This window comes from Clostridioides sp. ZZV14-6345, from assembly GCF_020657775.1.
Lineage (GTDB): Bacteria > Bacillota > Clostridia > Peptostreptococcales > Peptostreptococcaceae > Clostridioides > Clostridioides difficile_D.
Genome location: NZ_JAGWCX010000127.1, coordinates 1 through 3,507 on the forward strand (window position 1 = coordinate 1; position 3,507 = coordinate 3,507).

The 3,507-nt window shown below is 26.8% G+C and carries 3 protein-coding genes; all 3 read left to right on the forward strand.

From position 1 onward, the window contains the following. Nucleotides 1–934, forward strand: a 934-nt coding sequence (locus KGF39_RS19070) for a conserved phage C-terminal domain-containing protein (RefSeq protein WP_227823521.1), incomplete at its 5' end; no start/stop codon positions are given. 433 nt (nt 935–1,367) lie between these two features. After that, entirely contained in the window at nt 1,368–2,669 is a 1,302-nt protein-coding gene (locus KGF39_RS19075) for a DnaB-like helicase C-terminal domain-containing protein (protein WP_227823522.1), read from the forward strand. 75 nt (nt 2,670–2,744) lie between these two features. Continuing rightward, a complete protein-coding gene (locus KGF39_RS19080; RefSeq protein WP_054272557.1) occupies nt 2,745–3,020 on the forward strand; it encodes a Mor transcription activator family protein in 276 nt (91 codons plus the stop codon). The last annotated feature ends 487 nt before the right edge of the window (nt 3,021–3,507 follow it).

A 3,507-nucleotide genomic window follows, 5' to 3' on the forward strand; every position in this document is an offset into this window, starting at 1 on the left:
TGGTAATGATATAGAGCTTGATTGTGTAGATAAAGGTGAATTTGTTGATAACAGTAGTGATGTAGAGTTTGGTTGTAATAGTAAAGATAATTCATTTGATGGCGATATGAATGTAGAACTTGAGTATCGTAGTAATGAGCATTTGTCTAATGATAATTATGACGTAGAACGTAGTTATAACAATTTCCATAACAAAGGTACTATAAAAAATAAATCCATTTCAAATGTTAACACTATCAAAAAATACATCAATGAATCTTTTGATGTAAGAAAATCAAGAGGAGAAAATTCTAATTCGCAATCAGAGTCAATAAATCTAAACTTTAATGATACATACAATGACATATATAAAAGAACGAATAATGGTATAGAAAATAATCAAACTAAAAATGCTACGAAATTGAGCAATAGTAAATTGTCTAATGATACAGGTATGACAAATAAAAAGAATGATTTTAATCATACTCATTACATGCAAAAAGGGACTAAATCTGTAACAAAGAAAAAAGAATCCTTAAATAAATTTAATAAAAAAAATATACAGCAAAGTATCATAAATATGCTAAATAAAAAATCAGGTAAGAATTTTAAAATCAATTCTCCAATAAGCATAAAACTTATCAATGAGAGGCTAAAGGAGGGCTATGTCTTAGAAGATTTCTACAAAGTTATTGAGGTAAAAGTGGCTAAGTGGAAAAATACCATAATGGAAATGTATATAAGACCAGAAACCTTATTTAGCTATAAGTTTGAATCCTATGTAAATGAAAATATATCTATGAAAAGTCAAAGTAATGTTCACCAGTGTAAAGAAGGCACTAGTAATGATAGTAGTAATTATATACATTCTGATTATACAACGTATGATGACAGTATGCGTGAGAGAAAAAAATATGAAAATGTAAGATATTGGAATCCGATATGTGAAATTTAATTAGTCTAAGAATGTATTTATGATAAATAAGATATTAATAGCAAATGGTGAACTATAGCAAATGATATATCAATAACTAGTAGTGAATTATAGTGAACGATATATCAATAATTGATAGTAAGTTATATTAAATAAGATATTACTATCGGGTAGTAAATTATAGTGAACGATATATTAATAATTGGTAGTGAATTATATCAAATAAGATATTAATATCATGTGGTAAATTATGTAAAACAATATATCGATAACTAGTAGTGAATCATAATAAACAATGTATCAGAATAAATAGTATATTAATAATTCGTAGTATATCATGACGAATAATATAGTCATAATTAATAGTGAATCATAACAAATAATGTATTTATAATTGATAATGTATTTAAAAATCAAAATACAAAAACTTATGAGGAAAGAGAGATTAATTTATATGGGTAAATCAAAAGATGTTGAAATAGAAATGTCTATTTTAGGCACAATTCTTTTAGACAATAAATTAAGCTATAAGCTAGATGAATTAAATGAAAATATGTTTATGAATGATATATGTCTTGAGATATTTAAAATTATGAAAGAACTTAAAAAAGAAAATATAGTAATTGATGTGGCTACTGTGAAATCAAAGATAGATAAAAAATCTCTGTTAATAAAAACGAGTGATGTGACTAGTATAATTACTTGGGGTCAGAATTTTGGGCTTGATGGTCATATTAAAATTTTAAAAGAAAATTTAGCTAGAAGAAGCATAAATCAAAACTGCCAAAACCTTTTACACAGTCTAAACCTTGGAGAAAATATCGATACTTGTATTTACAAGTTTGAAAGTAATATAAAACAGATTTTGGATAAGGATACTGATGAAGATGACGATGTAAATAGTATAGCAGGAAAGGTACTCGATTTTTTAGAAAATAAAAAAGATATTGGATTTAAATTTGGTATAAAATTACTTGATACTACTATAGGAGGTCTTTTTAAAGGGGAGCTAACTACAATAGCAGCTAAATCAGGGGTTGGGAAGACTGCTTTGGCACTTCAAATAATGTTAAATTCATTTAAACAAGGTAAAAAGACTTTATTTATAAGTAGAGAAATGACCAGCGAGCAAGTATTTATGAGAAATATATGCAGAGTAACTGGTGTAAGTACAAGGAATATGAAATCTAAAGAGATAAATGAAAATGATTGGAAACTTATTGTAAATGCAATAGGTGATTTAAGTGAAAATAACTTAATTTATATCAATGATAAGATAGCTACAATTAGTGCAATTAGAAAGAGGATAAGGCAGGTAAAGCCAGATTTATTAATAGTAGATTATGTGCAACTCCTTACATCTCAGAAAAGTATGGATAAAAGAGAAAGGGAGGTAGCTACTTTTTCAAGAGAACTTAAAAATATGACTTTAGATTTTAATATACCCGTAATTCAATTAAGTCAGTTAAATGATGAAATGAAAGATTCAAGACCTTATGGAGATAGACCTATGAGGGATAGCAAAGCCATCTACCACGATAGCAACAATGTGGTTTATATACATCAATTAAAAGGGAGTGATTATGAAGAAGCAGTGAAGGATATTGGAGAAAGTGAGGAGGCAGTTAGAGCATCAGAATACAGGGGAATTAAGATGGTTGATTTAATAGTTGCGAAGTGTAGAGATGGACAGACTAGGCATAAGCATTTTTGTTACTTTGGGGATAAGTTACATTTTCAAGAACTAAATTATTAGGTCAATAAAATAGTAATAACAAGCTTATTAAAAGTCAAGAAATAGCAAATAGATTATAAAATATGAGGTGAAAATATGTTGGAATTAACAAAAATTATAGAATTACTTGAAGAGCACAAGATAGAGGTAAGTATTCCGAAGGAGTTACATAAGTACAGTTTATTGGAATACCTTGAATTGTGTCAACAAAGTGGGGGAACATATTTTTATATTAAGACATTGGAAGGGGCTTTAAAAGAGGCTAGAAATGAGCTTATGATTAAATTATTTAATGGAAAAAATTATATGGAGTTAGCGAGAATGTTTGATATGAGTGTTATTAATGTCAGGCATATTGTTAGAAAAAAATAGATATTTTTTGGATAATACAAGTATGATATATTTATGAAATAGAAGTTATTATAGTTGAAATAAAATTGTGGTCAGTAGATTAAAGTTGTGTATAAGTTTAAGATTATAGAGGAGTATAGGTGTGACTAACAGCATGATTTTGTGAATAAAATTGAGGGTATATATGAGCTAAATGTGTGGTTAATAAGGTAAGACTGTGTATAAGATTATGAGTATGTAAAAGATTAGGTTATAATTAATAATGTAAAGTTGTGTGTTTAGTTAAGATTATATAAGAATTTAATAGATTAAACTATACTAATAAGGTAAAGTCATGTGTTTAGTTAAAGCTTACTATAAAATCTTGATACGTGATTAATGATGCAATATGTGAATAAAGTTAAGATTATAATAGATTTAAATTGTGACTAATAGAGTAAGATTGTGAATAAAGTTAAGATTATAATAGGTTTAAATTGTGACTAATAGAGTAAGATTGTGAATAAAG

Excerpts from the sequence above, each read along its gene's own strand:
- KGF39_RS19075 (WP_227823522.1), top strand. The coding sequence starts at position 1,368 with ATGGGTAAATCAAAAGATGTTGAAATAGAAATGTCTATTTTAGGCACA.
- KGF39_RS19080 (WP_054272557.1), top strand. The coding sequence starts at position 2,745 with ATGTTGGAATTAACAAAAATTATAGAATTACTTGAAGAGCACAAGATA.